Consider the following 24329-nt stretch of genomic DNA (forward strand, 5'->3'; position numbering starts at 1 on the left):
CTTACCTCTTGTGCCCGGTGTCCAGGCGCCGCTCCATCCAGAGCGAATAGCGTGACATGGCGAAACAGAAAATCCAGAACATGAAACCGGCGAAGAGATAGCCGGTGATGGCCTGAGTTGGCGATGCCCAGTCGATGTCGGAGCTGGCGGCCTGCACGGTGCCGAGCAGGTCAAAAATGCCGACGATGGAGACCAAGGACGTGTCCTTGAACAGGGCGATGAAGTTGTTCACGAGGCCCGGGATGACGTGTTTCAGCGCCTGGGGCAGGATGATGAAATACATCCGCTTCCAATAGCCGAGACCCAGCGCCGCGGCGGCCTCATATTGGCCGCGTGGCAGGGCCTGGAGACCGCCACGGACCGTTTCGGCGACATAAGCCGAGGTGAAGAGCGTGACACCCACCAGGGCGCGCAGCAGCTTGTCCACCGTCGTGCCGGCGGGCATGAAGAGCGGCAGCATGATCGAGGCCATGAAGAGGACCGAGATCAGCGGCACGGCGCGCCAGAGTTCAATGAACATGACGCAGAGCGTCTTGATGATCGGCATTTTGGACTGGCGCCCGAGGGCGAGCAGGATGCCGATCGGGAAGGAGCAGATAATGCCCACCAGCGAGATGATGAGCGTGACCATCAGGCCACCCCATTCGCCGGTCGGCACATAGCGCAAGCCGAAGACGCCGCCATTGAGCAGATAGAAGCTGACGACCGGGAAGACCAGGAAGAAGAAGACCGCCGTGGTGCGCTTGAAGGGCGCGGAGGGCGTCAGCAGCATGACGATCAATGCCGCCAGCATCACAAAGACGATGTTGGGGCGCCAGTACTGGTCGATCGGGTAGAAGCCGTAGATGAAAAAGTTGAAGCGGGCATAGATATAGGCCCAGCAGGCTCCCGCCCCTTCGGCTCGGCATTCGAGGACCGTGCCGGTCGGACCGACGGCATGGCCGATGATGTAGTTGTAAATGGGCGGAACCGCCCAGAACAGGAACAGCATGCCGATGACGGTGTAAAGCGTATCGGTGGGCGTGGCAAAGAGGTTGCGCTGCAGCCATAGAACGGGCCCGCCGGTGCGGCCCGGGGCCGGCTTGGCGGGGATGAAGTCCTTGCGGACGAAGCCAAGGTCAATGGTCATGGTTCTACCGCTCCACCAGGGCCACGCGGCCGTTGTACCAGTTCATGAATGCCGAGGTCAGCAGTGAGAAGGTCAGATAGACGGCCATGGTCAGCGCGACCACTTCGATTGCCTTGCCGGTCTGGTTGAGCGTCGTGCCCATGAAGACGTTGACGAGTTCGGGATAGCCGATGGCTGCGCCGAGTGACGAGTTCTTGGTCAGGTTGAGATACTGGCTGGTCAGCGGCGGAACGATGACGCGCATGGCCTGGGGAATGATCACCAGACGCAGGCGGTCGCCTTCCTTGATGCCGAGCGACTGGGCCGCTTCGGTCTGACCCTTGTTGACGGCACGAATGCCGCCGCGAACGTTTTCGGCGATAAAGGCGGCGGTATAGATCGACAGGCCGAACACCAGGGCGACCAGCTCAGGCGGGAGCTGAACGCCGCCGCGGAAATTGAAGCGCTGCAATTCGGGGACTTCGAAGGCCAGTTCGGCGCCGATCAGGTAATAGATCAGCAGCGGGATGCCCGCGACCACCAGAATGGGCAAGGCGGTGGGGAACTTGCTGTCGTCGACCACCGTGCCGGCGATGCGCTGGATGGTTAGCCAACCCACCAGAAGGCCCAGGATAGCGCCAATCAGCATGAAGAGGATATGCGGCGCGGCTGCCGAAGCGTCCTCGGCCGCAGCATCTGCCACCACTTCGGCGCCCATCAGCAGATGGCCGAACATGCCGTTGAGGAGGTAAGAGGCAACGACGAAGCTGATGGCAAAGGCGATAAAGCCGCCGGCATAGGATCGTAATGGCGTAAAGGTTGCACCAGCCAGGATCGCACCACCGAGCGCCGCAATCAAAGGCTGGCCCAGGGTTGGGACGATAGTGCCAAGAAGCGTGAAGGCAAAGAAGCCGAGTGCGAACATCACGATGGCATTGGCGACGCGGGCAGCGAGCACAATGGCATTGGGGTATCGGCCGGTGAGCGTGCGCTGGCGGGTGGCCCAGACACCGATGGCGATGGCGGCGACAAGGCAGACGACGAAAGCGACGGCGACCCATAGGAATTCGTGATCGGGCAGTGGCTTGGGCACCATGATGCCGCGCTGGTTGACGTAGATGCCCAGCGGCAGAAGGAAGCTGTCACGCACGGCCGGCATGGCCTTGAGCACGGCGAAGTACCAAAAGAACAACTGCAGCAGCAGCGGAATGTTGCGGATGGTCTCGATGTAGACCGTCGCAACGCGGGCGATCAGCCAATTGGAGGACAGCCGCGCTATGCCGATGGCAAAACCCAGGATCGTTGCGAAGAAAATGCCGATCGCTGCCACGAGCAGCGTGTTGAGCAGACCGGCGAGAAATGCCTGCCAGTAGAGGGATGTGCGATCCCAGGAAAACAGCACGAAGCTGATGTCGAAGCCGGCGGTGCGGAACAGGAAGTCGAAACCCGTTGTCTTGTTCTGCAGGGCCAGGTTGGCCGCGGTATTGACCACGATCCAGGCAATGAAGGCGATAACGGCTGCCGCGACCACGACCTGATAGACAATGCCGCGGAAGACCGGGTCATTGAGCAGGGAGGTGCGCGGCGGCGCAGCGCCAAGATTTTCGTGCACAGCCATTGGGCATGCATTCCTTTGCTGCGAAGCGAAAGCTGCATCAGGAAACGGGAAGGCTTCGCCGGCGCGGCTTACGCCACGACGCCAAACGGCAGAGCCGTCCTAGTCCGGAACACAACGCTCGTTCAAAACCAAAACCGGCGCTCCTGTTGAGGAGCGCCGGGCTTGTCTATCGAGACTTAGCGGATCGGGGCAGCGTACTGCAGACCACCGTTGGTCCACAGCGCGTTCAGACCACGCTCCAGGCCGATATCGGTCGAGGGGCCGACGTTGCGGTCGAAGGATTCGCCGTAGTTACCGATCAGCTTGATGATCTGGTAGGCCCAATCCTTGGTGAGGCCGATCGGGGTGCCGAAGTCGCCCTCAACGCCGAGGAGGCGCTTGATTGCCGGATTGTCCGAACCGAGCATCTCGTCAACATTGGCCTGGGTCACGCCCAGTTCTTCGGCTTCTAGCAGCGCGAAATAGACCCAACGGTTGATCTTGAACCACTGATCGTCGCCCTGGCGAACCACCGGACCCAGGGGTTCCTTGGAGATGATTTCGGGCAGGATGATGTGGTCATCCGGAACGGCGAACTTGGAACGCTCGGCAGCGAGCGCCGAAGCGTCAGTGGTGTAGACGTCGCAGCGACCGTCTTCGTAGGCCTTCACGACTTCGTCCTGATCGACGAACACGACGGTGTTGAACTCAAGGCTGTTGGCCGCGAAATAATCGGCAGCGTTGAGTTCGGTCGTGGTGCCCGATTCGATGCAGATTGCGGCGCCGCTGAGGTCCATGGCCGAAGCAATTTCGTCAGCCTTGCGGACCATGAAGCCCTGGCCGTCATAATACATGGTGCCGATGAAGCTGATGCCCAGATCGGTATCGCGGCTCATGGTCCAGGTGGTGGTACGCGACAGGATGTCGATTTCACCGGCCGACAGTGCGGCAAAGCGTTCCTGGCTGGTAAGCGGCGTGTAGCGGACCTTTTCGGCATCATTGAAGATGGCTGCAGCGACAGCGCGGCAGAAGTCGACTTCCAGACCAGCCCAGACATTGTTGGCGTCGGGAGCGGAGAAACCGGCCACACCACCGGTCACGCCGCACTGTACATAGTCCTTGGCTTTGACATCGTCGAGCGTGGCAGCCTGCGCAGCCGTCGCGACCAGCCCAAGCGATGCTGCAGCAGCAAACGTTACGAGCATTTTTTTCATTGAGATTGCCTTTTGTTTCCTGACCTTTTGTCCCCGGAGCTCATAAAGCTTGCGCCATCGTCCCCGGTGGCACCGCCGCCCTTGAAAGGCGGTGTGATGCTGGTAAGCATGCAAGCGTCTATTGACCGTTGCGTCAAGGGCTCTTGCCCGCTTGGGACAGCAAGGCTGTCTCTTATTTAGACAGATAATCGAAGTTGATCCGAATTTGAGCATTGAGCCTATGACGAATGACAAAAAAAGCGGCAGTGCGCACAAGGCCTCTGTCGAGACATTACTGACCCATCATGGACGCGTGCCTGAGGACCAGTTCGGATTCGTGAATACGCCGGTCTATCGCGGATCGACGATCCTGTTCAAAACCCTGGCCGATATCGAAGCGCAGGAGCAGCGTTTCCTTTACGGCCGCGCCGGCAATCCGACGACGGAATGCGTCGAGGCCGTCGTGACCGAACTGGAAGGCGCCTATCGCACCAGGCTGGTGCCGTCAGGGCTCGCTGCCATCACCATTTCGCTGCTGGCCTGCGTCAAGGCGGGTGACGACATCCTGGTCACCGACAGTGCCTACGAACCGGGGCGCTCGTTCAGCGACGGGTTCCTGGCGCGGATGGGTGTCACCGTGCGCTATTACGATCCGCGCATCGGGGCGGGGATCAACGCCTTGATACAGCCCAATACGCGGGCCGTGCTGGCCGAGAGCCCCGGCTCTCTGACCTTCGAGGTGCAGGATCTGCCCGCACTCGCCAAGGCGGCACATGCCAACGGGGCGCGGCTGATCGTCGACAACAGCTGGGCCAGCCCGCTTTATCTCAAGCCGCTGGAGCTGGGGGCAGACATCGTTCTGCATGCCGGCACGAAAATGTTCGTGGGCCATTCCGATGCCTTTGCCGGCACGATTTCGACTACGGAAGAGGCGTGGCGCGACGTCGAGCGGGTGCGGCGCGAACTGGGCTTTTTCACCTCGGGCGACGACGCCTTTCTTGTCGCCCGCGGCTTGCGCACCCTGGCGATCCGCATGAAGGAGCATCAGGAGCGGGCGCTGGAGATTGCGCGCTGGCTCGAAGAGCAGGACGAGGTTGTGCAGGTGCTGCATCCGGCGCTGCCGAGCCATCCTGATCATGCGCTGTGGAAGCGCGACTTCTCGGGCTCGGGTAGCCTTTTCGGCGTGTTGCTGCGCCCTGCCCCGCGCGCTTCGGTGGCGGCATTCCTCGATCACCTGGAACTCTTCTCCATGGGCTATTCCTGGGGCGGGTTTGAAAGTCTCTGCCTGCCGGTGAAGCTGACCCAAAACCGCACGGCCAAGCCGTGGACTGCGGAAGGCAATCTCTTCCGCCTGCATATCGGGCTCGAAGGCGTGGACGATCTCAAGGCCGACCTGGCGGCAGCGATCAACCGCTACGCAGCGGCGCGCTGAAAGAGGCGTAGCCATGCCTGCCTGAGGTTTGGCAGATCCCGGAAGCGCACGGTGCCATCTGGCCGTTCAGCGAACAGCCAGCGGCGCCGGGCGAAGAGGTTGCGCATGGCAAAGGCGCCGATGATGCCGACGACATAACCGCCAACGATGTCGGTGGGATAGTGCTGGCCGAGCATGATGCGCGACAGGCCCGTGGCCAGCGCCAGCAGCAGGACCAGCATGAAGAGGCGCGGCGCGAGGAAACCGACAACGAGCGCGGTGGCCATGGCTGTGGTCGAATGACCAGAGGGAAAGCTCTGGAAGGTCCAGTCATTGAGCACATAGCGGAAATCGAAGGCGCCGACCTGATCGTAAATGACCGGGCGGCTGCGGCCGATCAGGCGCTTGAGGATATTGGTAGCGAGACCGGAGACGCCAATCGTCAGAAAGACGAAAGCTGAAACCTGACACAGTTCCCGGGTCGCGCGGCGCCACAAACCGGCAGGAACCAGGCGCATGCCAATGACGGTCAGGAGGAAAATGACGAGGCTCAGAATCAGCACGCCATCCGGCAGGCCGAATCTGGTCACGAAGGCATAGGGCGCGCGCCAGACCTCGGGTGTTTCGATGGCGCTGCGCGACGCCCAGACATCGAAAAACAGCAAGGCGAAGAGAATCAGGAGTAGTCCCTTGAGGTAGCGCGACCAATTGTCGTGACAGAGGCCGAGTGGCCAGCGTTTTCTCAAATCCAACATCTGTCCTGGCCCCCGCCGGAGAATGCATTGCGGGGATAGTTGATAAGCTGATGTTGTGACACTTGCTCAAAGCCGCCGAACAGGCTAACGGAGTGCGGCGATCTCGGAGTGTAGCTCAGCCTGGTAGAGCACCGGTTTTGGGAACCGGGGGTCCAAAGTTCGAATCTTTGTACTCCGACCATCGCCTTTGAAGCGTTTAGCGCATCGTGTTGAGGACTGTGCATGACCGCCCGTATCTACCGCCCGGCTCGTAACGCCATGCAGTCGGGCAAAGGGAAATCGAAAAGCTGGGTGCTGGTGCACGAGCTTGCCGAGTCCAAGTCGATCGATCCGCTGATGGGCTATACGACCTCGGGTGACACCCGCCAGCAGGTTCGCTTGAGCTTCGACACCCAGGAAGAAGCCGAAGCCTATGCGCAGAAGAACGGCATCGCCTATTCGGTGCAGCCAGCGCATGATGCCACACCAAAGAAGGTGAGCTATCCGGATAATTTCCGGCATGACCGCAAGACGCCCTGGACGCATTAGGCCAGCTTCAGACCGAGATTTAACAAAGCGCCGCAAGAAATTGTGGCGCTTTTGCTTTTGGAGGAAAGCGTATGGATGGAGGGCTACTGATTATTCTGCTGGGCGCGGTCGCCGCCGGCTTCGCGCAGGGCGTCTCGGGTTTTGCCTTTTCGCTGGTGGCGCTGTCGATCTGGGCCTGGGCGGTGGAACCGCAGATGGCGGCGCCGATGTCGGTGTTCGGGGCACTGGTCGGGCAGTTGGTCGCCCTGCCCTGGGTGTGGCGCGGCTTTGACATTCGCAAGCTGTGGCCGCTGGTGATTGGCGGATTGATCGGCGTGCCGCTGGGTGCGCTGCTGTTGCATTGGCTCGATCCGACGGTGTTCAAATTCGCACTCGGGCTGTTCCTGCTGCTCTATTGCCCGCTGATGCTGGTGCTGCCGGCCGACTTCACCTTCCGCCATGGTGGCCGGGTGGCTGACGGGTTTTCGGGCTTTGCCGGTGGTGTGCTGGGTGGTCTGGCCGGGATTTCCGGGCCGGTGCCGACGCTCTGGACGACGCTTCGTGGCTGGGACAAGGATACGCAGCGCGGCGTCCTGCAGGCGTTCAACATCGCCATGCATGTGGCGACACTGACGGCCTATGTGCTGGCGGGGTCGATCACGAACGAGGTGCTGGTGATGTTTGCCTGGATCACGCCGGCGCTGATGATCCCGGCTGTGCTTGGCGTACTGCTGTTCCGGCGGCTGGCAACGAGGACCTTCCGCCGGCTGATTCTGGTGCTGCTGCTTATCTCGGGGTTAACCCTGGTCTGGGGCAGCCTGACGCAGTGGCTCTAGCGATTTGCGTTCGCTACCCTATCTGAGAGGATAGACGACAGAGAGGATATGCCGATGAAGCTCAGCCCCCGCTGCCTGATCCCTGCCCTTGCGGCGCTTGGCCTGGCCAGTCCGGCCCTTGCGGCGCCGGGGTTGTGGGAGGTGCGCGACCAGGACAGTGTCCTGTGGATTTTCGGGTCATTCCACATTCTTCCCGAAGGGCTGGAGTGGCGGACCGAGCTGTTCGACACCATTCTCGCGGATGCAGACAAAGTGGTGTTCGAGGCCGATGTCGGACCACAAGCCATGGCCGCCGTTGGCGGCGCAGCCTTTGCGCGGGGCATTTATGTCGACGGGACGCTGCTGACCGACGTGATCGGGGACGACCTCGAGGTGCAGTTGCGGGACTATGCCGGCGAAGTCGGCCTGCAGCTGGGGCCAATCCTGGCGATGAAGCCCTGGATGGCGACCAATACGCTCAGCGTCGCGGCGCTGGCCGCCGAGGGGTATAACGAGCAGGGCGTCGAACTTCTGCTTCAGCCGGAGATCGAACGGGATCGCCTCGTCTTTCTCGAAACGGGCAAACAGCAGCTCGACGTTCTGGCCGGCGCGCCTGAGGAGGAGCAGGTGGCCATGCTGCAGTCCACGCTGGACGAGATGCACACGCTGCCCAAGGTGATGACCAAGATGCTGGATCACTGGTCGGCCGGCACGGCAGACCTGCTGGCGGATATGTTCCTGATGGAAATGGGGGGCTTTGAAACGGCCTTCATGGACCGGCTAATCTACGACCGGAACAGGAACTGGATCCCGCCGCTGGAGGCTATGCTCGAGGAGAACCAGAACAATCTGGTGATCGTGGGCGCGGCGCATCTGGTGGGCGACGATAGCGTGCTCGATCTGCTGGAGAAGGCGGGTTACACGGTCGAACGCGTGCAATGAAAAAAGGCGCCAGATTGGGCGCCCCTCTCGAATCTTGACCGTGTAACGATCAGACGTCGCTGAGTTTTGTCCACTTGCTGTCGTTCTGGCTCGACTGGACGGAGGCCATGATGAACTGCATGCCTTCGACCCCGTCGGCCAGCGAAGGCAACAGGCCCTCATAGTCGGCACCTTGGCCGCGGATGACTGCAGCGAACTGGCTGTAGAGCGTGGCGAAGGCTTCGAGATACCCTTCGGGGTGGCCCGAGGGGATGCGGATGTTCATGGTAGAAGCCGGCGAGCCGGTGATCGAGCCGCCGCGGGTCAGCAATTGCTTGGGTTTGCCGAATTCGGTGAACCACATGTAGTTGGGATTGTCCTGGCGCCATTCCAAACCGGCTTTTTCGCCATAGACGCGCAGCTGCAGGCCATTCTCGCAACCGACGGCGACCTGGCTGGCCCAGAGCATGCCCTTGGCGCCGTTAGCGAAGCGCAGCATGATGTTGACGTTGTCGTCGAGACGGCGGCCGGGCACGAAGCTGGTCAGGTCGGCGGAAACAGAGTCGGTTTCCAGCCCAGTCACGAAGCGCAACAGGTTATAGGCATGGGTGCCGATGTCACCAATGGCGCCACCGGCGCCTGAGCGGGCCGGATCGGTGCGCCATTCGGCGCCGGGCGCATTGCCGGCCTGTTCGACGGGCTCGGCCAGCCAGTCCTGCGGATATTCGGCCTGAACGACACGGATCTTGCCCAAGGCGCCGGAGGCGACCAGTTCGCGGGCCTGACGGATCAGTGGATAGCCCGTGTAATTGTGGGTCAGAAGGAATTTGGCGCCATTCTTGGGCTTGATCTCGGCCAGTTTGCGGGCGTCTTCAATCGTCGAGGTGATCGGCTTGTCACAGATGACGTGGATGCCGGCTTCGAGGAAGGCCTTGGCCGGGCCGTAGTGCATGTGGTTGGGCGTGACGATTGAAACCGCCTGGATGCCGTCGGGGCGGTCCGCTTCTGCCCGGGCCATCTCCTCATAGGAAGTATAGATCCGGTCTTCAGCGAGCCCGAGATTGCGTCCCGACTCCTTGGCCACTTCGGGGCGGGACGAGAGGGCACCAGCCACCAATTCATAGTCACCGTCGATACGGGAGGCGACGCGGTGAACATAGCCGATGAAGGCTCCGGTGCCGCCGCCGACCATGCCGAGGCGAATGCGCTTTGCGCCGTTTTCAGCCATTTTCGTCTTGCTCCTAGTTCAGTCCGAGAATTTTGCGGTTGGCAGCGCTGTCGGTGCCCGAGGCAGCGAAATCGTCGAACGCTTTTTCCGTTACGCGGATGATGTGGTTCTTGATGAACTCGGCGCCTTCGCGCGCGCCATCTTCGGGATGCTTGATAGCACATTCCCATTCGAGGACGGCCCAGCCAGCGAAATCATACTGCGCCATCTTGGAGAAGATCGAAGCGAAATCGACCTGGCCATCGCCCAGCGAACGGAAGCGCCCTGCCCGGTTGATCCAGCTCTGGTAGCCGCCATAGACGCCCTGGCGTCCGGTCGGATTGAACTCGGCATCCTTGACGTGGAACATCTTGATCCGCTCGTGGTAGATGTCGATGTAGTCGAGATAGTCGAGCTGCTGCAGCACGAAATGGCTCGGGTCATAGAGCAGGTTGGCGCGCGGGTGGTTCTTCACCTTATCGAGGAACATCTCGAAGGTTTCGCCATCGTGCAAGTCTTCGCCCGGATGGATTTCGTAGCAGACGTCGACGCCGGCCTCGTCGAAGGCATTGAGGATCGGTGTCCAGCGGCGAGCCAACTCGTCAAAAGCCTCATCGACCAGACCGGCCGGACGCTGCGGGAACGGATAGAGGAATGGCCAGGCCAGCGCGCCCGAGAAGGTCGCGTGTTCGGTCAGGCCGAAATTCTTCGAGGCCTGGGCGGCCCACAGCATCTGCTGCACAGCCCATTCCTGGCGCGCCTGCGCATTGGCATGCACTTCCTTGGGGGCAAAGCCGTCGAGCAGGGTGTCATACACCGGATGGGCAGCGACGAGATGGCCCTGGAGATGGGTCGAGAGCTCGGTGATCTGGATGCCATGCCTGGCGGCGACGCCGGCGATTTCGTCGGCATAGGTCTTGGAGGTTGCGGCCTTTTCGAGGTCGAACATGGCGCCGACACCGGTCGGAACCTGCACCCCCTTGTAGCCAAGGCCGGCGGCCCAGCCACAGATGGAATCGAAGGAATTGAACGGCGCCGTGTCGCCAGCAAACTGTGCCAGGAAAATGGCCGGGCCCTTGATGGTCCGCATGAAATCTCTCCTCTAACAGGGCGTCGAGGCCCAATTTCTCGTTGTAACAGCAGACAGGCGGCGGATGGCCGCCGCCTGTCTGTTTTGTCTGACACTCAATGTTGACCGGCTGGTTATGCCTGTCAACGAGGTACGCCCATCATTACTTGAGCAGGGCAGCCGCGTCGGCCGGCGTCAGGGCCAGCGGGCGCTCACAGGTGGTCGACAGGGTCAGGACCTGACCACTTTCACCGGCCTTGAGCAGGCTCGTCATCACGTCCACGGCATGGAGCGCCACGTCGAGACCACAACGGGCCTTATAGCCACCTTCGATGGAGGCCATCATGTCGGCGAGACCTGCCGTGCGATAATTGGCGCGCGGGTTTTCGCCATCGGCATCCTGGTTGATCTTGCCGAAGGGGTGATCCCAAGGCTCGACCTTGGTCTTGGTGCCGGCAATGTCGGTAGTCACCAGATCGCCGCCGAAGAAGTTGGGATCGGGAACGTAGAGCGAGCCGTCGGTGCCATAGAGCTCGATATTATGGTGGCCGTGGCTGGCCACGTCCCAACTGGCGCCGATGGTGATGATGGCGCCGGAGTGGAATTCCAGAATGCCGTGGATGGTCGTCGGCGTGCCGACCTTGACGAAAGTGCCCTTGTAGGGGCCTTCCGCGGTCACTTCGCGCTCGGTGCGGGCCATGTTGGTGAAAGCGGAGACGCGCTTGACTGGGCCGAGCAGGTGGATCAGGTCAGCGACATAATAGGGTCCGATATCGAGGATCGGGCCGGCGCCCACCTGGAAGAAGAAGTCCGGGTTGGGATGCCAGTGCTCCATGCCGCGGCTCATGACGTGAGTAGTGCCGCTCATAATCTTGCCGAGCTTGCCACTATCGATGATGTCGCGGGCCTGCTGGTGTGCACCACCGAGGAAAGTATCGGGAGCGGACCCGACCTGCAGGCCGCGGTCGTCGGCCGCCTTCTTGAGAGCCATGCCCTCTTCAAGGGTCAACACGAAGGGCTTTTCGGAATAGGCGTGCTTGCCGGACGAGACGATATCCATCGACACCGAATAGTGGGTCGCGGGGATCGTCAGGTTGACGATGATGTCGAGCTCGCTGTTCTTGAGCAGTTCATCGGGGGTCTGCGCAGCAACGCCGAATTCTTCGGCGCGCTTCTGGGCGGCGGCCGGAAGAATGTCGGCAACGGCGCGAACTTCGAGGCCCTTGAACAGCGGCGCGAGCTTGAGATAGGCGCTGGAGATATTGCCGGCACCCATGATGCCGACGCCATAGGTCTTTGCCATTTGGATTACTTCCACTTGCTGGCGGTTGCGATCGAGCGCGTGGCGAAACGCACTTCGTCAGAAGGCTTGTCGTGTTCGGCGACGAAATATTCTGCCTTTGTCTTGGCCTGGACCTTGCCGATCAGATTGTCCCAGTCGAGCGTGCCGTGGCCGACATCGGCCCAGCCGTCTTCATCAAGGTTCTCGCCGACGGGGGCGATATCCTTGACGTGGACAGCGGTGATGCGGCTGCCATAGCGGTCGAACCAGGCGATCGGATCGGCTTTGCCGCGCACGACCCAGGCGACGTCGCATTCCCATTCGATATCAGGCGCGGTCTCGAGGATGATTTCCATCGGCGTGCGTCCCGACGTGGTCGGCACAAACTCGAAATCGTGGTTGTGCCAGCCGAAAGCATACCCGTGCTTCTTGTAGGTCTCGGCGTGGCCGGCTAGCGTCTCCGCCAGTTCGAGCCACTTGGATTCGTCATCGCTGCGGCCCTCGGGGCCGATATGGGGCACGATGATCTTCTTGATGCCGAGCGTTTCGGCGGTCTTGAGGGTGGTCGAAACGTCGGCGGCCTGGGCCGGACCGAAATGGCCGGTCGGCATGGAGAGACCGTTCTTCTTCAGCGTTGCCGCCAGTGCTGCTGGGTCATCATAGAGGCCGCCGAAGCCCTCGACCTGAGTGTAGCCAAGCGAACCAAGCTTGGCGAGAAACTCTTCCTGATTGGGGTAGTTGCGGGCGCTGTAAAGCTGGAATGACAGGACGGTCATTTAGGCCTCTTCAATGTGTTAGATTAGGTGGTTGCGTTGGGATGGCAGCGTTTTAGCGGGGTGGAAACGTGCTGGTCGCCGCCTGCGGGCATCTGGAATGGTAGAAAGGTAATGTCGGCCGGCGAACAGAGCAGCGCCCTGCCCGCCGACCCTGCCAACTAGAGCCGATTCTCGCTCTGCGCGTCGAACAGCGAACCGCGGGCGATATCGAAGCCGATGGTCACGGTGTCGCCCACGGCAAGCGGGATATCGCTGCTGCAGCGGAAGGTGACCGCCTTGCCAGCAACCTTGGTCCAGGCCAGGGTTTCCGAGCCCATGGGCTCGACGATCTCGATTTCCGCCTGGGTCTTGAACGGCATGGCATTGGCAGCGTCACCAAGGAAGATGTGCTCCGGGCGCACACCCAGCACGGCCTTGGTTTCGCCCTTGGGCGTCGCGATGAAATCATAGGCGCCCAGCGGAATGGATGTGCCATCCTCGGCGATGAAGGTCTCGCCCCGCATCGTGCCGGGCAGGAAATTCATCGAAGGCGAGCCGATGAAGCCGGCAACGTAGAGGTTGGTCGGCTTGTTGTAGATGACATGCGGATCGGCGAGCTGCTGGATGACACCGCTCTTCATGATGGCGATGCGGTCGGCGAGGGTCAGCGCCTCGATCTGGTCGTGCGTGACATAGATCATGGTGTTCTTGAGCCGCTGATGCAGGCGCTTGATTTCGACGCGCAAGTCTGAGCGCAGCTTGGCATCGAGGTTGGAGAGCGGTTCGTCAAAGAGGAACACGTCAACGTCGCGCACCAGGGCGCGGCCGATGGCGACGCGCTGACGCTGGCCGCCCGACAGATTGGCCGGCTTGCGCTGCAGTAGCGGGCCGATTTGCAGGATTTCGGCGGCGCGCTGCACGCGGCTGGCGATCTCTGCCTTGGGCATGCCGGCGACGCGCAGGCCAAAGCTGAGGTTTCGTTCGACGGTCATCTGCGGATAGAGCGCGTAGGACTGGAACACCATGCCGATGCCGCGGTCCTTGGGCTCCTTCCAGGTGACATTCTTGCCCCCGATGAAGATCTGGCCGTCGGATACTTCCAGCAGGCCCGCGATGCAGTTGAGCAGGGTCGACTTGCCGCAACCGGACGGCCCGAGCAGCACGATGAACTCGCCTTGGGCGATGTCGAGATTGAGATGCTCGATTACCTTGACGCTGCCGAAATTAAGCGAAAGGTCTTTGATGGAAACGCTGTTTTGCATTGGATTATCCCTTCACCGCACCAGCGGCCACGCCGCGGACGAACCACTTGCCGGATATGAAATAGACCGTCAGTGGAACGAGGCCGGTCAGAACGGTGGCGGCCATGTTCACATTATATTCGGGCGTGCCCTGGGCCGAGTTGACGATGTTGTTGAGCTGCACGGTCATCGGATAGTTCTGCGTGCCGGCGAAGACGACGCCGAACAGGAAGTCATTCCAGATGCCGGTGATCTGCAGGATCAATGCCACGACGAAAATCGGCAGCGACATGGGCAGCATGATCTCGAAGAAGATACGCCAGAAGCCTGCCCCGTCGACGCGGGCTGCCTTGAACAATTCCTGTGGCAATGACGCGAAGTAATTGCGGAATAGCAATGTCAGGATGGGCATGCCGAAGACGGTGTGGATCAGGATGACGGCCTGTAGCGTGCCGAAGATCTTGAGCTCGCGGGTGATCATGACCAGCGGATAGAGCATCACCTGATAGGGAATGAACGAGCCAAAGATCAGGATGGCAAAGAAGATCTCCGACCCCTTGAAGCGCCAGTTGATCAGGGCATAGCCGTTCACTGCCGCGATGAAGATCGAGACGATGGTGGACGGAATAGTGATCTTGACCGAATTCCAGAACCCCGGCGACAGACCCTGACAGTTGAGGCCCGTGCAGGCGCTGGTCCAGGCACGGACCCAGGCGTCGAAATTGGGCGTCTGCGGCAAGGCGAAGATATTGCCGAAGCGGATCTCGGGCATGGTCTTGAGCGAGGTCACGACCATGATGTAAAGCGGGAACAGGTAGTAGAGCGAGAAGAATACCAGCGTCGTGTAGATGATGATCTTGCGCGGGGTGAAGAAGGGTTTCGGCCGCGGGCCACGGGCCTCGACGGTGCCGGCTTCGACGGGCGGGGAGCCCGCCATGGTTGCGGTCTGGCTCATGTGCGTTTTCCCTTGCCGCCGAATTCAAGATAGGCCCAGGGGATCATGATGATCAGGACCGTGAGCAGCATCATGGTCGCGGCCGCCAGGCCCTGACCGATATTGCCGCCCGAGAACATGTAGTTGAAGACGTATTTGGCGGGCACTTCGGAGGAAATGCCGGGGCCGCCATTGGTAAGCGCGACCACCAGGTCATAGAGGCGGACGATGCCGGAGCCGATGATAACCACAGCCGTGACCAGCACGCCGCGCATCATGGGCAGCACGATGGAAATATAGGTGCGCCAGGTGGGAATGCCGTCAACGCGTGCAGCCTTCCAGACCTCGTCGTCGACGCTGCGCAGGCCGGCCAGCATCAGCACCATGCAAAAGCCCGTGCCGTGCCAGAGGCCGGCGATGAGCAGCGCAAAGAGCACCATGCGAGGATTGGCGATCCAGTCGAAGGAGAAGCCGGTCCAGCCCAGATTGCGCAAGGTGCCCTGCAGGCCGAGCGTGGGGTTCATGATCCACTGCCAGACCAGGCCCGTCACGATGAAGCTGAGGGCGAAGGGATAAAGCATGATGGTACGGAGGGCGCTTTCGAAGCGGATCTTCTGGTCGATCAGCACCGCCAGGATGAAACCGATCACCAGCGTGAAGATCAGCGACATGGCGCCATAGGCGACCAGGTTCCACACCGACACATTCCAGCGCGAGGTGGCAAACAGGCGCTCATACTGGTCGAAGCCGACAAATTTGCCGGTCGGCAGGAGCTTGGAGTTGGTGAAGGAGTAGTAGATCGTCCAGATGGTGCAGCCGATGAAGACTACCAGCACCGTGGCGATCATGGGCAGGGCCGCGACCTTGGCGGACAGGTTGTGAAAGAATAATTTCCGCAGGGCACTGGGTCGACCGACAGAACCGGCGCCCTCTCCCGCTTGAACGGCAATATCCGCCATCAGGTATCTCTCCAATAAGAAAGTGGCCGACCTTGTCGAACAAGGCCGACCACCGCTTGCAGTGATGAGAGGCCGGGATCACCCGGCCTGACGGGGCTTAGTCAGCGGACTCGATGATCGAGGCATAGCGCTCGACATAGTCGTCGACCGTGATGCTGTCGTCGTCCAGGAACTCGATGTTGAGATCCTGCATCTGCTGCTGGGTGTCGCTGGAGAGAGCGAAGTCACCCGAGGGGAGCAGGCCGTTCTTGAGCAGTTCCAGAGCCTTGGCCATGCAGGCATTGGCGCCGGACAGATCGATGTCGGTGCGGATCGGCATGGAGCCCTTCTTCAGGTTGAAGGCGAGCTGGGCTTCCGGCGAAATGACGATCTTGGCCAGTTCGGTCTGGGCGTCGATCACTGCCTGGTCGGTGCCTTCCGGCAGGACCGGAAAGAAGAAGCTGTCGCCGCCGCCGGTCAGCTTGTCGCCGAGGCCGAGTGCGGGCAGGCATTCGTAGTTCTCACCGGGCACGCCGCCGGCCACCTGCAGGTCGCCCTGCAGCCAGTCGCCGTGGATATTGCCGGCAGCAGTGCCTTCCAGCAGCTGGTTGCCGACGTCGCCGAAGGACGGGACCATGGTTTCAGGCGAGATCACCTTGCGCAGACCGTCGAGAGCCTCGGCGACCTTGCGGAATTCCGGACCTCGAACGGCTTCGGCATCCTTGTCGCGGTTGATGGCGAGGACAAGGTCTTCGCCGCCGATGCCCGACATCAGAACGCCCGGGATACCAGTGAAGGGCCAGCCGGTGGCGAGGCCAAAGGGCAGGATGCCTGCTTCTTCGAGCTTGGGCCAGGAGGCTACATATTCGTTCCAGTCCTTGGGAACCGGCTCACCGATCTTTTCGTAGGCGGCGGTCGAGAGCCACAGCCAATCCCAAGAGTGGATATTGACCGGGAAGCAATAGATCTTGCCGTCATAGGTGCAGGGCTCGAGCAGCGTCGGATCGGCGTAGAAGTCGAGACCGCCCATTTCCTCGACGATCGGGGTCAGGTCGCGGATAAGACCAGCCTGGATCAGTTCCTCGGCGTCGCGGCCGGTATTCATCTGGGTGGCGCCCATCGGATCGCCGCCAATGATGCGGCTGATGATGACGGGGTTGGCGCCCGTGCCCGAACCGGCCAGGGCGCTGTCGACCCAGGTATTGCCAGTCTGTTCTTCGAAGACGCGGGCGAATTCGGCGACGGCGGCGGCTTCACCAGCCGAGGTCCACCAGTGGGTCACTTCCAGGTCCGCAGCCATGACGGCGGTGGAGCCAAGCAGAGCGGTCGCCATGGTGGCAACCAGCGTAAAATTCTTCATCAATGTCCTCCCAACGATCACTTGGAGCAGAGCTCCCGCGAAGTCGCCAGCCGCTAGGTTGTCTTCTTGTGAGACGTCCCGAGCTGGCCGTGTAATCGATTGCACCAAAACCTCCGCAATCGATTGCATTAGTTTCATACACGTCTTGCGCGGCTGTCAATAGCGATCTAGACCATGGCTGTTTCTGACAGCGAGAGGGGGCGCTGGCAGGCATGACCTTGATCAAGCTAGCGACGACGATTCAAGATGTTGCGCGGGTTTCTGGAGTTTCCACTGCAACAGTGAGCCGTGCATTGTCGAACCCCGATAGGGTTCGGGAAAGCACGCGTGCACGCATCGACGAGGCCGTTCGTGTCACCGGCTATACACCCAACCAGTCGGCGCGCTCGTTGCGGCAAAAAACGGCACGGACGATCCTCGTGGCACTGCCCGATATCCGCAATTCCTTCTTTTCGATCATCCTCGATTCCATCGAGCGGGAAGCAGCGGCGCGGGGCTATGGCGTGCTGGTGAGCAACAGGTTTTCAGACGATCCCGGAAGACGCATGCGGGACTATTTTTTGTCCAATCGCGTGGATGGTTTGCTGCTGTTCGACGGCTCCGTCGACCTGGAACAATTGATGGTGTTGACAGGGCACCCTGCCCCCGTTCCCCTGGTGGTCGCCTGCGAGGAAATTCCGCTGGCTCCCTTCCATACCGTCAAGACGGACAATGCATATGCGGCCGAGCGGGCGACACGACACCTGATCTCACTCGGCCATCGACGGATCGGCCATATCACCGGTCCATTTGGCAATGTTTTGACCGGGCAACGCGAATCAGGGTTTCGCAAGGCCATGGCCGATGCCGGTCTCGACATGCGAGACGATTGGCTCTTCGGCGGAACGTTCGAGATGGAGGCGGGGCTGAGTGCCGCCAGTCAGTTCCTGGCGCTCGAGGACCGGCCCACCGCGCTGTTTGTCGCCAATGACGAATGCGCCCTCGGCTTTCTCTCGGCGATTCGACGGCACGGACTGAGCTGTCCGGACGATGTATCCGTCGTGGGTTTCGACGATCTCGATATCTCCGCCCATATGTTCCCGCCGCTCACCACCATGCGGCAGCCGCGCGAGGCACTGGGCCGCATCGCGGCTGGGGCGCTGATCGATGTCATCGAAGGACAGCCGCAGAGCCGCCTGCCAATGAACATGGTGCTCAGCTCGGAATTGATTGTCCGCGGCAGTACGGCGCCGCCATCAGTTTCAACGAACAATCGCCCCTGAGGGCATTCCCTTTGCAGCGAAATGGGGTAAATGGGTTCATCTGCGCTGGTCCCGTAGCTCAGCTGGATAGAGCAGCAGCCTTCTAAGCTGTTGGTCGGAGGTTCGAGTCCTCCCGGGATCGCCAGACTTTTTCTAGAAATCAAAGCCCATCTGGGAAACCGGCGGCACTGGCGTGGTTTCTTTGGGCTGCTTGAACAGCGGAACAACCACAGGCTCGGGCGTCTTGACCGCAGGCACTGCGGCCTTGGACGGCTCGGCAGCTTTGGGTATGGCGCGCTTTGCCGGCGATTTTGCCGGCAGTGTCGCCTGCCTGGATATTGCGCCTTCGCGAATTTGCGCCAGCCATTCGGCCACCGGCTTCAGCTTTTCCGCATGCAGGGCGTAGCGGTTTTCGCGGCCGACCTTTTTCTCGCTGATCAGTTTTGCCTGCTTGAGGACACGCAGGTGGCGCGAGATGGCCGGGCGGCTGATCTTAAAGGCGCCAGCGACCACATGCACCGGCTGTGGTCCGTCGCGCAGGATTTCGACGATGCGGCAACGGGTCGGATCGGCAAGGGCAACGAGGACGGCGATTGGGGGCATGCTGGGTTCCAGAGTTTGAACCGCAGTAGTAACGGCAGGGTTACAGGTCAAGCACCCTGACCAAAGCCATCCCCGTTATTCACCATTTGTATCCTTGGGCCTTGCCACGCAGCCATTCAGGCGTGTTGATGGGGATATTGGTAACGTTAATGCTTGGTGACGGGGCGCAAGGGCATAATGGACCACGAACCGCGACAGGCCTTCTATACCTGGTGGAGTGCCAGCCAGCGCCAGTTCACCCGAGGTGAAATGCTCCTGGATGGCGCAGTCCATATTTTTGGCCTGATCGTCGCCATCGTGGCCGGCTCGATCTTGCTGACACTGGCGATCTTCGAGACAGCGCCCGAAGCCGTGCCGGCCCTGTCGCTCTATATCGGCACGCTGATTGTCGTATTGGGTGTATCCATGGCCTACAATATGTGGCCGGTTTCGCCGATGAAAATGTGGCTGGCGCGGTTCGACCAGGCAGCCATCTTTCTTTTTATCGCCGGGACCTACACGCCCTTCCTGGCCGTACTCGGCGGGACGACCTCGGGCCTCTTGATGACCAGCTTCGTCTGGGGCGCCTCGCTGATCGGGGTTGCGCTCAAGCTGATCGTGCCGCGCCGTTTCGGGCGGCTGGCCATCCTGCTCTATCTCGCGATCGGCTGGAGCGGCATACTGGTGTTCCAGTCGCTGGCGCAGAGCCTGCCGGTCTCGACGCTGTGGCTTATCCTGGCTGGTGGAATAACCTATTCACTCGGCATCATCTTCCATCTCTGGGAGACGCTGAAATTCCAGAACGCGCTCTGGCATGTCTTCGTTGTCACCGGCGCGAGCCTACATTTGTGGGCCGTCATGGACTGCATGGTCATCCACAGGCTTTAGCCTGCGGGTGTGGTGACCCGGTCATGTTCCATAGTGTCGCCGGCCTTGATGCCGAGCTCTTCCGAGCGGCCGCCGGGGATTTCCAGCACGAATTGCACCGGACCATCCGAGGGAATGCCGGTCACGTCATGCGGGCGGGCGTTGACGTGGATGTTCTGGATGACGCCCTCTGCATCGACGAAGATCATGTCGAGCGGGATGAAGGTGTTCATCATCCAGAAGGAAACCGGGCGTTCTTCCTTGAAGTCAAACAGCATGCCGGCGTCATCGGCCAGTTCCGTCACATACATCAGGCCCTTGGCGCGGGACTCAGGCGTGTCGACCACCTCAACCGTGAAGGTGTGGTCACCGGTCTCGGAATGCAGAACCAGCGTGCTTTCGTCGGCCATGGTTGCAAGCGGCGCCAGCATGGCGGCAAGGGCAATCGTGGCGCCGGCGCGGCGGAGCACCGGAGCGAGGCCTTGGGCGAAGAACAGCATGTTGGATTTCCTAGTGGGAGGACGGCGCGTCGCCCCAACCATCGGGCCGGATTTCGGCGACCATAAGGCCCTTTGGGCCATTGCCATAGCGCACCAGCACGAATTGACCCGGGCGCAGTTCGGTGATGCCGAAGCGACGAAGGGTTTCCATGTGGACGAAAATATCAGGTGTGCCCTCGCCAGCCGAGAGGAAACCGAAGCCGCGGATGCGGTTGAACCATTTCACCTCGAGGCGAACCATGCCGGAGGTCGGTTCGACCACGACATGGGTGCGCGGGGCCGGCATCTGGGCCGGGTGGCGAGCGGTCGATTCGTCCATGGAAATGACGCGGAATGCCTGCAACCCGCCGGGGCGATTCAGCGCCTCGACAACGATGCGGGCGCCTTCGTAGGCGGTCTGGAAGCCGTCGCGGCGCAAGCAGGTCACATGCAGCAGAACATCGGCCATGCCATTGTCCGGCACGATGAAGCCAAAGCCCTTGCCGGCATCGAACCATTTGATAGCGCCCGAAACTTCGATCGTATCGAGAGCGGCGTCGCCACCCGCAGACGTGACATCGGATGCGCGGCCGTCAAGCGAAAGCCCCGCCGTCTCGTCGTGATCGCCAGTGAACTTGGCCCCCATGCTCTCACAAGCCCTTTATACTCGCCCCGCCGCCGCGAGGTACTAGACACAAATCACACTCTGTCCGATTCAAGGTCAATTGTTAAGACTTTGTTTGGAATTGCCGCAATGGTTTGAGCTTGCTAGGCCAATGGCGCGAATTATCGAAGGAGAATGCCCATGAAATACCTGCACACCATGGTTCGCGTGACCGATGTGAAGGCGAGTCTTCGCTTTTATTGTCAGGGACTTGGCCTCGAGGAGGTGCGGCGGCGGGAGAACGAACAGGGGCGGTTTACGCTGATTTTCCTGAAGGCGCCGGGGGATGAGGGTGGCGAGGTCGAGCTGACCTATAATTGGGATCCGGAAGAGTATACCGGCGGGCGGAATTTCGGCCACCTCGCCTATCGTGTGCAGGATATCTACAAGCTCTGCCAACATCTTAGCGATATGGGCGTGGTCATCAACCGACCGCCGCGCGATGGGCACATGGCCTTTGTGCGCTCGCCGGACGGGATCTCGGTGGAGCTGATCCAGGATGGCACCCTGCCCCCGCAGGAGCCGTGGCTGTCGATGAAAAACACCGGCAGCTGGTAGAAGCAGTCTCGATCCGTCACCGCATCCGGACGGAGTTGGCTAACAGACTGTTAGCATCGAAGTAGCATTTCGCTAACCGTAGCGCTTAGCGCGCGGTTAGCGAAACTGATCGTATTTTAATGGCTTCACAGAAGGGACCATTGCCTGTTGCGCGCTTGCAACAGAGGTCATTCGGAAGCCATGAAGACCCCGCTCCGCTCCATAGTCGCCACGCTCGTCTGCGCCCTGTCGCTCGCCGCTTGCATGCCCATGGCGATGTTCGCCAGCAGCGGCGGCTCCGCCTATTCGGGCAAACGCAATGACTGGGGCACCTATGTGTCGAGCCGCGAGGTCAATGCGCTATGCCTATCGCCCAAGCTCAGATTTCTCATCTGGGAGTTCGAGGGCCAGTTCGGGCGTAAGGTCATCATGAACTCGGGTTACCGCGACGGCCAGCACAACAGCGCAGCCGGCGGGGCGGATAACTCCTACCACACCAAATGCATGGCGGCGGATTTCTACATCCCCGGCGTCGACAAGCAGGCGCTGATCGCCTTTGCCATTACCCGCAGCTCGGCGGGCGGCGTGGGCTGCTATCCGGGCCGCCAGTTCATCCATGTGGATGTGCGCGACCGGCCGCGCGGCTACAACCGGCCCGTCACTTTCTCGGGCTGTTGAAAAAGTTTAGGCATTTGTCACAAGGGGGTTGCGCGGATCAAATCACCCCTCTATACGACCCTCACCAGCGCTTAGGCGCCCTTCGTCTATCGGTTAGGACGGCACCCTTTCACGGTGCAGAGAGGGGTTCGATTCCCCTAGGGCGTACCATTCCTTCCCTTGCGGAAGTGATATAAAGTGTCTGGCAGTTCCAGGTCCGCGCCCATCGTCTATCGGTCAGGACGGCACCCTCTCACGGTGCAGAGCGGGGTTCGATTCCCCGTGGGCGTACCAGGACTTTTTCTCGATATATTCCTGTTCTTGTCGAATACTCCGTGCGAGTCTCGATGGCATTGCCTATAGCCGTCGGGTGACGAAAATCCTCCGCCCCCTTTATTTCATCGCCGGCCTGTTGCTGGTCGCCATCGGCATCGTGGGCATCTTCGTGCCGCTACTGCCGACGACCGGACCGCTGATCCTGGCCGCATGGTGTTTTGCCCGCTCGTCCAAACGCGCCGAGGCGTGGCTGCTGGCCAATCCCCAGTTCGGCCCGGCGATCATCGCGTGGCGCCAGAACGGCGCCATCGCACGCCGCCACAAGCTGATGGCGCTTGGCGGGATGAGTGTGGGGCTTGTGGTGTTCTGGTTGGGGTCGCAGCCAGCGTGGTGGCTGCTTGGCCTTGTAGCGCTGGCGCTGGTGGCCTGTGCGGTGTTCGTGTGGACGCGACCGGAGCCGGTTCGCGCAGAGAGCAACTAGAGTTCGAAGTCCGCCCGGTCATCCGGTGTCGCCAGCGGCGTGTTCACTGAGCTGGAGATTGCAGTTACCCAGATCATGTCACCTCGGAACATGTAATCGATCCAATAACCGTGGCGAACAAGCCGTCTGACCCCCGGAAAGGTTGACTGCTCGTCTTCAAAACCGGCTTGCGAGAAACGCGAAAGATCAGCCATCGCCTGCTTCATCCGCTGCGCGAATGCATTTGCAGCGGAGGGGCTGTGCTGGCGGAGATATTGTCCTTCCTGTTTCACATAATGCAGCGCATTCGGAGACAGGCGAACGCGCATCAGGCCGCGTCGCCGCGAACGATGGCTTCCAGTTCGGCAAGGACTACTTCCGCATCCTCCCCCTCACCGCGCTCAAGCTGCGCAATGCCTTCCGCGATAGCCAGAACGTCCTTGCCCTCACGAGCGATATATAGCCGCATGGCGCGGACCATGATCCAGCTTCGCGTGCGATCGGAGGCAGCGGCAATGCGCTCGATCTCCGCCAATACATCGACGGGCAGACGCAATGTGATGGGATCTGAGAGGTCTGGTTTGCTCATGGCATCCTCCACCGGAGACTACCTTGTATTACAAAATCCGATGATCGTCCAATCAGGCGTTGACGCCTTGCCCCGTCCCGACATGATGCCTGCCGATGGGGACGATCATGGGGGTTTCGGACACCGGATCGATGACGATGCGCGATTCCATGCCGAAGACGGTCTTCACGACCGCTTCGGTGATGACGTCGGCGGGACGGCCTTCGGCGACCAGCTTGCCGGCTTTCATGGCGACGATGTGGTCGGCATAGCGGCAGGCGAGGTTGAGGTCGTGGAGGACCACGACCACAGTGCGACCATTATGCTTGACGAGGTCGGTCAGGAGGTCGAGCACTTCCACCTGGTGGTTGATGTCGAGGAAGGTCGTCGGTTCGTCGAGCAATAGCAGATCGGTCTGTTGGGCGAGCGCCATGGCGATCCAGACGCGCTGGCGCTGGCCGCCGGAGAGTTCGTCGACCGGTCGATCGGCGATCTCGAGCGTGTCGGTGGCGCGCAGGGCCTCGGCGACGGCTGCGTCGTCCTCTGCCGTCCAGCGGCGGAACCAGCCCTGATGCGGATAGCGGCCGCGGCCGACCAGATCGGACACAACGATGGCATCGGGGGCGATGGGTGACTGCGGCAGCACGCCAAGGATAGTGGCCACGTCGCGCGTCGACATCTGATGGATGGGCTTGCCGTCGAGATAGACGGCGCCGCGCGTTGGAGCAAGCAGGCGGGCGAGGCCGCGTAGCACGGTGGACTTGCCGCAGGCATTGGCGCCGACGATGACGGTCAGCTTGCCGGGCGGGATGGTGAGGTTGAGATCATCGACGACCTTGCGATCGCCATAGCCCAGATCCATGCCGGCAGCGAGCAGTTGGTGCTTAGTGGTCATCGGGAACTCC

Annotated in this window: 27 protein-coding genes and 4 tRNA genes; 13 read left to right on the forward strand and 18 right to left on the reverse strand. The window is 61.1% G+C overall.

Translation table 11 applies throughout. The features are described from left to right. Window position 1 precedes the first annotated feature (1 nt). The 3 genes from P0Y65_09080 to P0Y65_09090 all read right to left on the reverse strand — a co-directional run bounded on the left by P0Y65_09080 (window position 2) and on the right by P0Y65_09090 (window position 3919). Entirely contained in the window at window positions 2-1129 is a 1128-nt protein-coding gene (locus tag P0Y65_09080; GenBank protein WEK06378.1) for an amino acid ABC transporter permease, read from the reverse strand. A gap of 4 nt (window positions 1130-1133) precedes the next feature. Further along, the gene (locus P0Y65_09085; GenBank protein WEK06379.1) at window positions 1134-2726 is read right to left on the reverse strand and encodes an ABC transporter permease subunit; all 1593 of its coding nucleotides are present in this window, start codon (window positions 2724-2726) and stop codon (window positions 1134-1136) included. Between the two features lie 176 nt (window positions 2727-2902). Further along, entirely contained in the window at window positions 2903-3919 is a 1017-nt protein-coding gene (locus tag P0Y65_09090; GenBank protein ID WEK06380.1) for an amino acid ABC transporter substrate-binding protein, read from the reverse strand. A 220-nt stretch (window positions 3920-4139) separates the two neighbouring features. Here P0Y65_09090 and metC point away from each other — a divergent pair, with 220 nt between their 5' ends. Beyond that, on the forward strand, window positions 4140-5330 hold the full coding sequence (gene metC, locus P0Y65_09095; protein WEK06381.1) for a cystathionine beta-lyase: 1191 nt from the start codon (window positions 4140-4142) through the stop codon (window positions 5328-5330). Here metC and P0Y65_09100 read toward each other — a convergent pair. After that, window positions 5312-6055: a phosphatase PAP2 family protein gene (locus tag P0Y65_09100; GenBank protein ID WEK06382.1), complete on the reverse strand. Its 744-nt coding sequence runs from the start codon at window positions 6053-6055 to the stop codon at window positions 5312-5314. The genes metC and P0Y65_09100 overlap by 19 nt on opposite strands. A 113-nt stretch (window positions 6056-6168) precedes the next feature. Between P0Y65_09100 and P0Y65_09105 the strand changes: the two genes are divergently transcribed. From P0Y65_09105 to P0Y65_09120, 4 genes are all read left to right on the forward strand, one after another. Further along, a tRNA-Pro gene (locus P0Y65_09105) sits at window positions 6169-6245 on the forward strand. 41 nt (window positions 6246-6286) lie between these two features. Then, the gene (locus tag P0Y65_09110; protein ID WEK06383.1) at window positions 6287-6592 is read left to right on the forward strand and encodes an ETC complex I subunit; all 306 of its coding nucleotides are present in this window, start codon (window positions 6287-6289) and stop codon (window positions 6590-6592) included. A gap of 71 nt (window positions 6593-6663) precedes the next feature. After that, window positions 6664-7407 (forward strand): sulfite exporter TauE/SafE family protein, encoded by a 744-nt coding sequence (locus P0Y65_09115; protein WEK06384.1) that lies wholly within the window; start codon window positions 6664-6666, stop codon window positions 7405-7407. 54 nt (window positions 7408-7461) lie between these two features. Further along, window positions 7462-8328 carry a TraB/GumN family protein gene (locus P0Y65_09120; protein WEK06385.1) on the forward strand — a complete coding sequence of 289 codons (867 nt, stop codon included), beginning with the start codon at window positions 7462-7464 and terminating at the stop codon, window positions 8326-8328. Window positions 8329-8377: 49 nt separating this feature from the next. Here P0Y65_09120 and P0Y65_09125 read toward each other — a convergent pair whose 3' ends face one another. From P0Y65_09125 to P0Y65_09160, 8 genes are all read right to left on the reverse strand, one after another. Further along, window positions 8378-9535, reverse strand: a complete 1158-nt coding sequence (locus tag P0Y65_09125; GenBank protein WEK06386.1) for a Gfo/Idh/MocA family oxidoreductase — start codon at window positions 9533-9535, stop codon at window positions 8378-8380. 13 nt (window positions 9536-9548) lie between these two features. Next, window positions 9549-10604, reverse strand: a complete 1056-nt coding sequence (locus tag P0Y65_09130) for a sugar phosphate isomerase/epimerase (protein ID WEK06387.1) — start codon at window positions 10602-10604, stop codon at window positions 9549-9551. A 142-nt stretch (window positions 10605-10746) separates the two neighbouring features. Then, entirely contained in the window at window positions 10747-11886 is a 1140-nt protein-coding gene (locus tag P0Y65_09135; protein WEK06388.1) for a Gfo/Idh/MocA family oxidoreductase, read from the reverse strand. 5 nt (window positions 11887-11891) lie between these two features. Further along, entirely contained in the window at window positions 11892-12641 is a 750-nt protein-coding gene (locus P0Y65_09140; GenBank protein ID WEK06389.1) for a sugar phosphate isomerase/epimerase, read from the reverse strand. Window positions 12642-12799: 158 nt separating this feature from the next. Further along, window positions 12800-13882, reverse strand: coding sequence for an ABC transporter ATP-binding protein (locus P0Y65_09145; GenBank protein ID WEK06390.1), 1083 nt, complete (start codon window positions 13880-13882; stop codon window positions 12800-12802). Between the two features lie 4 nt (window positions 13883-13886). Beyond that, entirely contained in the window at window positions 13887-14798 is a 912-nt protein-coding gene (locus P0Y65_09150; protein WEK06769.1) for a carbohydrate ABC transporter permease, read from the reverse strand. Window positions 14799-14812: 14 nt separating this feature from the next. After that, complete coding sequence (locus P0Y65_09155) at window positions 14813-15754, reverse strand: sugar ABC transporter permease (GenBank protein ID WEK06391.1); 942 nt, start codon at window positions 15752-15754, stop codon at window positions 14813-14815. Between the two features lie 97 nt (window positions 15755-15851). Continuing rightward, window positions 15852-17093, reverse strand: coding sequence for an ABC transporter substrate-binding protein (locus P0Y65_09160; protein WEK06392.1), 1242 nt, complete (start codon window positions 17091-17093; stop codon window positions 15852-15854). A gap of 212 nt (window positions 17094-17305) precedes the next feature. On the opposite strand from P0Y65_09160, the gene P0Y65_09165 reads away from it, so the two are divergent. Together P0Y65_09165 and P0Y65_09170 are read left to right on the forward strand one after the other, a co-directional pair. Next, on the forward strand, window positions 17306-18355 hold the full coding sequence (locus P0Y65_09165; GenBank protein ID WEK06393.1) for a LacI family DNA-binding transcriptional regulator: 1050 nt from the start codon (window positions 17306-17308) through the stop codon (window positions 18353-18355). 47 nt (window positions 18356-18402) lie between these two features. Continuing rightward, window positions 18403-18479 (forward strand) — tRNA-Arg (locus P0Y65_09170). 8 nt (window positions 18480-18487) lie between these two features. On the opposite strand, the gene P0Y65_09175 is transcribed toward P0Y65_09170, so the two are convergent. Further along, window positions 18488-18937 (reverse strand): metalloregulator ArsR/SmtB family transcription factor, encoded by a 450-nt coding sequence (locus P0Y65_09175; protein ID WEK06394.1) that lies wholly within the window; start codon window positions 18935-18937, stop codon window positions 18488-18490. Window positions 18938-19114: 177 nt separating this feature from the next. Between P0Y65_09175 and P0Y65_09180 the strand changes: the two genes are divergently transcribed. Then, the gene (locus P0Y65_09180; GenBank protein ID WEK06395.1) at window positions 19115-19804 is read left to right on the forward strand and encodes a hemolysin III family protein; all 690 of its coding nucleotides are present in this window, start codon (window positions 19115-19117) and stop codon (window positions 19802-19804) included. Here the strand turns inward: P0Y65_09180 and P0Y65_09185 are convergent. Continuing rightward, window positions 19801-20283, reverse strand: coding sequence for a DUF192 domain-containing protein (locus P0Y65_09185; GenBank protein ID WEK06396.1), 483 nt, complete (start codon window positions 20281-20283; stop codon window positions 19801-19803). The genes P0Y65_09180 and P0Y65_09185 overlap by 4 nt on opposite strands. Window positions 20284-20293: 10 nt before the next feature. Then, window positions 20294-20908 (reverse strand): cold-shock protein, encoded by a 615-nt coding sequence (locus tag P0Y65_09190; GenBank protein WEK06397.1) that lies wholly within the window; start codon window positions 20906-20908, stop codon window positions 20294-20296. A 159-nt stretch (window positions 20909-21067) separates the two neighbouring features. Between P0Y65_09190 and P0Y65_09195 the strand changes: the two genes are divergently transcribed. From P0Y65_09195 to P0Y65_09215, 5 genes are all read left to right on the forward strand, one after another. Beyond that, window positions 21068-21484 carry a VOC family protein gene (locus P0Y65_09195; protein ID WEK06398.1) on the forward strand — a complete coding sequence of 139 codons (417 nt, stop codon included), beginning with the start codon at window positions 21068-21070 and terminating at the stop codon, window positions 21482-21484. Between the two features lie 180 nt (window positions 21485-21664). Further along, the gene (locus tag P0Y65_09200) at window positions 21665-22141 is read left to right on the forward strand and encodes a D-Ala-D-Ala carboxypeptidase family metallohydrolase (protein ID WEK06399.1); all 477 of its coding nucleotides are present in this window, start codon (window positions 21665-21667) and stop codon (window positions 22139-22141) included. Between the two features lie 75 nt (window positions 22142-22216). Beyond that, window positions 22217-22291, forward strand: a tRNA-Glu gene (locus tag P0Y65_09205). A gap of 48 nt (window positions 22292-22339) precedes the next feature. Next, window positions 22340-22414 (forward strand) — tRNA-Glu (locus tag P0Y65_09210). A 76-nt stretch (window positions 22415-22490) separates the two neighbouring features. Then, the gene (locus P0Y65_09215) at window positions 22491-22877 is read left to right on the forward strand and encodes a YbaN family protein (protein WEK06400.1); all 387 of its coding nucleotides are present in this window, start codon (window positions 22491-22493) and stop codon (window positions 22875-22877) included. Here P0Y65_09215 and P0Y65_09220 read toward each other — a convergent pair. Genes P0Y65_09220 through P0Y65_09230 form a run of 3 tightly spaced genes read right to left on the reverse strand, consistent with a single transcriptional unit; the run spans window position 22874 to window position 24319 of the window. After that, complete coding sequence (locus P0Y65_09220; protein WEK06401.1) at window positions 22874-23185, reverse strand: type II toxin-antitoxin system RelE/ParE family toxin; 312 nt, start codon at window positions 23183-23185, stop codon at window positions 22874-22876. The two genes, P0Y65_09215 and P0Y65_09220, sit on opposite strands and share 4 nt — an antisense overlap. Then, on the reverse strand, window positions 23185-23445 hold the full coding sequence (locus P0Y65_09225) for a ribbon-helix-helix protein, CopG family (GenBank protein ID WEK06402.1): 261 nt from the start codon (window positions 23443-23445) through the stop codon (window positions 23185-23187). The genes P0Y65_09220 and P0Y65_09225 overlap by 1 nt, the downstream gene beginning before the upstream one ends. Window positions 23446-23497: 52 nt before the next feature. Next, window positions 23498-24319: an ABC transporter ATP-binding protein gene (locus P0Y65_09230; GenBank protein WEK06403.1), complete on the reverse strand. Its 822-nt coding sequence runs from the start codon at window positions 24317-24319 to the stop codon at window positions 23498-23500. Window positions 24320-24329: the final 10 nt, after the last annotated feature.

It is taken from the genome of Candidatus Devosia phytovorans (genome assembly GCA_029202405.1).
In the GTDB taxonomy this organism is placed as follows: domain Bacteria; phylum Pseudomonadota; class Alphaproteobacteria; order Rhizobiales; family Devosiaceae; genus Devosia; species Devosia phytovorans.

Excerpts from the sequence above, each read along its gene's own strand:
- P0Y65_09135 (WEK06388.1), bottom strand. The coding sequence starts at position 11,886 with ATGGCAAAGACCTATGGCGTCGGCATCATGGGTGCCGGCAATATCTCC.
- P0Y65_09180 (WEK06395.1), top strand. The coding sequence starts at position 19,115 with ATGGACCACGAACCGCGACAGGCCTTCTATACCTGGTGGAGTGCCAGC.
- P0Y65_09160 (WEK06392.1), bottom strand. The coding sequence starts at position 17,093 with ATGAAGAATTTTACGCTGGTTGCCACCATGGCGACCGCTCTGCTTGGC.
- P0Y65_09165 (WEK06393.1), top strand. The coding sequence starts at position 17,306 with ATGACCTTGATCAAGCTAGCGACGACGATTCAAGATGTTGCGCGGGTT.
- P0Y65_09175 (WEK06394.1), bottom strand. The coding sequence starts at position 18,937 with ATGCCCCCAATCGCCGTCCTCGTTGCCCTTGCCGATCCGACCCGTTGC.
- P0Y65_09225 (WEK06402.1), bottom strand. The coding sequence starts at position 23,445 with ATGAGCAAACCAGACCTCTCAGATCCCATCACATTGCGTCTGCCCGTC.
- P0Y65_09185 (WEK06396.1), bottom strand. The coding sequence starts at position 20,283 with ATGCTGTTCTTCGCCCAAGGCCTCGCTCCGGTGCTCCGCCGCGCCGGC.
- P0Y65_09115 (WEK06384.1), top strand. The coding sequence starts at position 6,664 with ATGGATGGAGGGCTACTGATTATTCTGCTGGGCGCGGTCGCCGCCGGC.
- P0Y65_09130 (WEK06387.1), bottom strand. The coding sequence starts at position 10,604 with ATGCGGACCATCAAGGGCCCGGCCATTTTCCTGGCACAGTTTGCTGGC.
- P0Y65_09145 (WEK06390.1), bottom strand. The coding sequence starts at position 13,882 with ATGCAAAACAGCGTTTCCATCAAAGACCTTTCGCTTAATTTCGGCAGC.
- metC (WEK06381.1), top strand. The coding sequence starts at position 4,140 with ATGACGAATGACAAAAAAAGCGGCAGTGCGCACAAGGCCTCTGTCGAG.
- P0Y65_09150 (WEK06769.1), bottom strand. The coding sequence starts at position 14,798 with ATGGCGGGCTCCCCGCCCGTCGAAGCCGGCACCGTCGAGGCCCGTGGC.
- P0Y65_09200 (WEK06399.1), top strand. The coding sequence starts at position 21,665 with ATGAAGACCCCGCTCCGCTCCATAGTCGCCACGCTCGTCTGCGCCCTG.
- P0Y65_09190 (WEK06397.1), bottom strand. The coding sequence starts at position 20,908 with ATGGGGGCCAAGTTCACTGGCGATCACGACGAGACGGCGGGGCTTTCG.
- P0Y65_09120 (WEK06385.1), top strand. The coding sequence starts at position 7,462 with ATGAAGCTCAGCCCCCGCTGCCTGATCCCTGCCCTTGCGGCGCTTGGC.
- P0Y65_09195 (WEK06398.1), top strand. The coding sequence starts at position 21,068 with ATGAAATACCTGCACACCATGGTTCGCGTGACCGATGTGAAGGCGAGT.
- P0Y65_09110 (WEK06383.1), top strand. The coding sequence starts at position 6,287 with ATGACCGCCCGTATCTACCGCCCGGCTCGTAACGCCATGCAGTCGGGC.
- P0Y65_09220 (WEK06401.1), bottom strand. The coding sequence starts at position 23,185 with ATGCGCGTTCGCCTGTCTCCGAATGCGCTGCATTATGTGAAACAGGAA.
- P0Y65_09090 (WEK06380.1), bottom strand. The coding sequence starts at position 3,919 with ATGAAAAAAATGCTCGTAACGTTTGCTGCTGCAGCATCGCTTGGGCTG.
- P0Y65_09155 (WEK06391.1), bottom strand. The coding sequence starts at position 15,754 with ATGGCGGATATTGCCGTTCAAGCGGGAGAGGGCGCCGGTTCTGTCGGT.
- P0Y65_09230 (WEK06403.1), bottom strand. The coding sequence starts at position 24,319 with ATGACCACTAAGCACCAACTGCTCGCTGCCGGCATGGATCTGGGCTAT.
- P0Y65_09080 (WEK06378.1), bottom strand. The coding sequence starts at position 1,129 with ATGACCATTGACCTTGGCTTCGTCCGCAAGGACTTCATCCCCGCCAAG.
- P0Y65_09140 (WEK06389.1), bottom strand. The coding sequence starts at position 12,641 with ATGACCGTCCTGTCATTCCAGCTTTACAGCGCCCGCAACTACCCCAAT.
- P0Y65_09125 (WEK06386.1), bottom strand. The coding sequence starts at position 9,535 with ATGGCTGAAAACGGCGCAAAGCGCATTCGCCTCGGCATGGTCGGCGGC.
- P0Y65_09085 (WEK06379.1), bottom strand. The coding sequence starts at position 2,726 with ATGGCTGTGCACGAAAATCTTGGCGCTGCGCCGCCGCGCACCTCCCTG.